At 68.7% G+C, this 3299-nt stretch carries 5 protein-coding genes and 2 pseudogenes; all 7 read left to right on the forward strand.

Annotation, left to right across the window (positions count from 1 at the left end):
• The first annotated feature begins 141 nt into the window (after nucleotides 1-141).
• Nucleotides 142-552 (forward strand): DUF3168 domain-containing protein, encoded by a 411-nt coding sequence (locus ACH107_RS31330; protein ID WP_412509565.1) that lies wholly within the window; start codon nucleotides 142-144, stop codon nucleotides 550-552.
• A 25-nt stretch (nucleotides 553-577) separates the two neighbouring features.
• Nucleotides 578-994, forward strand: coding sequence for a phage major tail protein, TP901-1 family (locus ACH107_RS31335; protein ID WP_412509566.1), 417 nt, complete (start codon nucleotides 578-580; stop codon nucleotides 992-994).
• Nucleotides 994-1308 carry a gene transfer agent family protein gene (locus ACH107_RS31340; RefSeq protein ID WP_310692119.1) on the forward strand — a complete coding sequence of 105 codons (315 nt, stop codon included), beginning with the start codon at nucleotides 994-996 and terminating at the stop codon, nucleotides 1306-1308. Before ACH107_RS31335 ends, ACH107_RS31340 begins: the two co-directional genes overlap by 1 nt.
• Before the next feature lie 5 nt (nucleotides 1309-1313).
• Nucleotides 1314-1508, forward strand: a complete 195-nt coding sequence (locus tag ACH107_RS31345) for a rcc01693 family protein (RefSeq protein WP_412509567.1) — start codon at nucleotides 1314-1316, stop codon at nucleotides 1506-1508.
• Nucleotides 1495-2154, forward strand: a complete 660-nt coding sequence (locus tag ACH107_RS31350; RefSeq protein ID WP_310692117.1) for a phage tail tape measure protein — start codon at nucleotides 1495-1497, stop codon at nucleotides 2152-2154. Before ACH107_RS31345 ends, ACH107_RS31350 begins: the two co-directional genes overlap by 14 nt.
• Before the next feature lie 10 nt (nucleotides 2155-2164).
• A pseudogene (locus ACH107_RS31355) lies at nucleotides 2165-2796 on the forward strand (TIGR02217 family protein).
• Nucleotides 2793-3200: pseudogene (locus ACH107_RS31360) on the forward strand (DUF2163 domain-containing protein); the annotation flags it as partial. The pseudogenes ACH107_RS31355 and ACH107_RS31360, both read left to right, overlap by 4 nt.
• Nucleotides 3201-3299: the final 99 nt, after the last annotated feature.

The raw sequence follows: 3299 nt of genomic DNA on the forward strand, positions 1-3299 counted from the left end.
GGCGCCGCCGGGCTCGCCCGCGCGGCCGGCCCCCGGCCAGCGGTTTCGCGAGGGGGACCGGGTCTTTCGCATCCTGGCCGTGGCCGAGGACGACACCGACGGCCGCTATCTGGTGGCCGATACCGAGCAAGAGGTGATCGCATGAGCTATGCCATCTCCGCCGCCCTGCAGGCGGCCGTCTATCAGGCGCTGGCAGGCAATGCCGAGGTCGCCGCGCTGTCGGGGGGCGACATCTTCGACGCGCTGCCCGCCGGGGCGGAACCCGCGCTTTACGTCACGCTGGGGCCGGAACGGGTGCGCGAGGCCGCGGACCAGAGCGCCGAGGGCGCCACCCATGATTTCACCGTCTCGGTCATCACCAATTCCGCCGGATTTGCCGAGGCCAAGGCGCTGGCCGGCGCCGTCTCGGACGCCCTGATCGACGCGCCGCTGGCGCTGAGCCGCGGCCGGCTGGTGGCGCTGGGCTTTTCCCGGGCCCGCGCCCGGCGCCTGCGCCCCGGCGACCAGCGCCGCATCGACCTGACCTTCCGCGCCCGCGTGGACGACACCTGACCTTCAACCCAACGGAGCAAGACACATGGCAGCCCAGAACGGCAAGGACCTTCTCATCAAGATCGACATGACCGGCGATGGCCAGTTCCAGACCGCCGCCGGCCTGCGCGCCACGCGCATCGCCTTCAATTCCGAAAGTGTCGATGTGACCAGCATGGAAAGCACCGGCGGCTGGCGCGAGCTGCTGGGCGGGGCGGGCGTCAAGACCGCCGAGATCAGCGGCTCGGGCGTGTTCCGCGACGCGGCCACCGACGAGCGGGTGCGCCAGATCTTCTTTGACGGCGATACGCCGGAGTTTCAGGTCATCATCCCCGATTTCGGCACCGTGCAGGGCCGGTTCCAGGTCGGGTCGATCGAATACGCCGGCAGCCACGACGGCGAGGCCACTTACGAGATGGCGCTGGCCTCAGCCGGCGCGGTCGATTTCACGGCGCTGCCGTGATGGTCAACCCGCAGGCAGGCGAGGTGGCGCTGGTGATCGATGGGCAGGCGCATGTCTGCAAGCTGACCCTCGGGGCGCTGGCCGAGCTGGAGCATTCCCTGGGCGGCGAGAGCCTGCCCGACCTGGTGCGTCGCTTCGACGAGGGCCGCTATTCCAGCCGCGACGTTCTGGCGCTGATCGTGGCCGGGCTGCGCGGCGGCGGCTGGCAGGGCGGCCCGCGCGACTTGGTCAGTGCCGAGATCGAGGGCGGGCTGGTGCGCGCCGCGCAGATCGCGGCCGAGCTTCTGGCCCGCGCCTTTGCCGTGCCGGAGTAGGGGCCATGGACTGGGCGGCATTGATGCGGGCCGGACTGGGCCATCTGGGGCTGCGCCCGGCGCAGTTCTGGGCGCTTACCCCGGCCGAGCTGTGGCTGATGCTGGGCGTGGACACCGCAGCCGCGCCCATGGCGCGCCGGCGCCTTGAGGAACTGAGCCGGGCCTTCCCGGATGAAGGAGCGAAAGATGGACGAGATTGACGGGTTCGAGGCGCTCGAGGATGAGGCCCGCGCACTGGAAAAGACACTTGGATCGGTAACGACGCTGACCGATGCCTTCGAGGGGCGGTTGCGGGCCACGCAATCGGCCCTGACCGAGACGACGCGCGACCTCGGCAAGCTCGAGCGCGGCTTTTCCGGCGGGCTGCGGCGGGCCTTCGACGGGCTGGTCTTCGACGGGATGAAACTGTCCGACGCGCTCTCGACCGTGGCCGAGGCCATGTCGAAAACCGTTTACAACAACGCGATGAAACCGGTGACCGACCATTTCGGCGGGATGCTGGCCGACGGTGTCAATTCGCTGGTCTCGGGTATGATGCCCTTCGCCCGGGGCGGCGCGCTGTCCGGCGGCCGGGTGCTGCCCTTTGCCCGCGGCGGGGTCGTCGACCGGGCGACGGCCTTTCCCATGCGTGGCGGCACCGGCGTGATGGGCGAGGCGGGGCCCGAGGCGATCATGCCGCTGACCCGCGGCCCCGACGGCAAGCTGGGCGTGCGCGGCCGGGGCGGGGGCATGGTGAACGTGACGATGAACGTCACCACGCCGGATGTCGCAGGGTTCCAGCGCAGCCAGGGCCAGATCGCCGCGCAGATGTCGCGTCTCGTGGCGCGCGGCCAACGCAACCGCTGAGGAGGCAGGCATGAATTTTCACGAGAGCAGGTTTCCCGCATCGCTGAGCTTCGGCGCGATTGGCGGGCCGGAACGGCGCACCGAGGTCGTCACGCTGGCCAACGGCTTCGAGGAACGCAACACCCCCTGGGCGCATTCGCGCCGCCGCTATGACGCGGGGATGGGGCTGCGCTCGCTCGATGACGTGGCCGCGCTGGTGGATTTCTTCGAGGCCCGCCACGGCCAGCTCTACGGGTTTCGCTGGAAGGACTGGGGCGATTTCAAATCTTCGCTGCCCTCGCGCGAGATTGACGGCGGTGACCAGTTGCTTGGCATGGGTGACGAAATTCACACGGAATTTCAATTGGTCAAGAGCTATCGTTCAGGTGGAAACAGCTACCTGCGCCCGATCGTCAAGCCCGTGGCGGGGCGTGTGCATGTCCAGATCAGTGGCGATCCGGTGAAGGAGGGCGTGGATTACGACATCGACGTGACCACGGGCCTTGTCACCTTTGCCCAACCCCCGATCTGCAGGCCGAGGTGACGGCGGGCTTCGAGTTCGATGTTCCGGTGCGCTTTGACATCGACCAGATCCGCACAAGCGTGGCCAATTTCCAGGCTGGCGAGGTGCCCGACGTGCCGGTTATCGAGGTGCGGGTATGACCGGGCTGGCGGATCACCTGCAAACGGGCCTGACGACGCTGTGCCGGTGCTGGGCCGTCACGCGGATTGACGGCGTGACCCATGGCTTTACTGACCATGACCTGAGCCTGGCCTTTGAAGGCGTTGACTTCCAGGCACAATCGGGTCTGACCGCGCGGGCGATCACCGCGGCCACGGGGCTGTCGGTGGACAATACCGAGGCCATGGGGGCCCTGAGCGATGCCGCCATCACCGAGGCCGACATCGCCGCCGGGCGCTATGACGGGGCCGAGCTGCGGCTCTGGCAGGTGAACTGGGCCGATCCGGCGCAGCGCGCCCTGCGCTTTCGCGGGCATATCGGCGAGGTGCGCCGCAGCGGCGGGGCCTTCCATGCCGAGTTGCGGGGGCTGACCGAGGCGCTCAACTGCCGCGCGACAAACAAGGTGAGAGTCGAGCGTCAATCAGGATGAGAACGCTGGGGTGGTGTTTCGTAGGGAGGGCGTAGCCCGACCGGAGAGATACCA

Source organism: Roseovarius halophilus (ex Wu et al. 2025), from assembly GCF_047086965.1.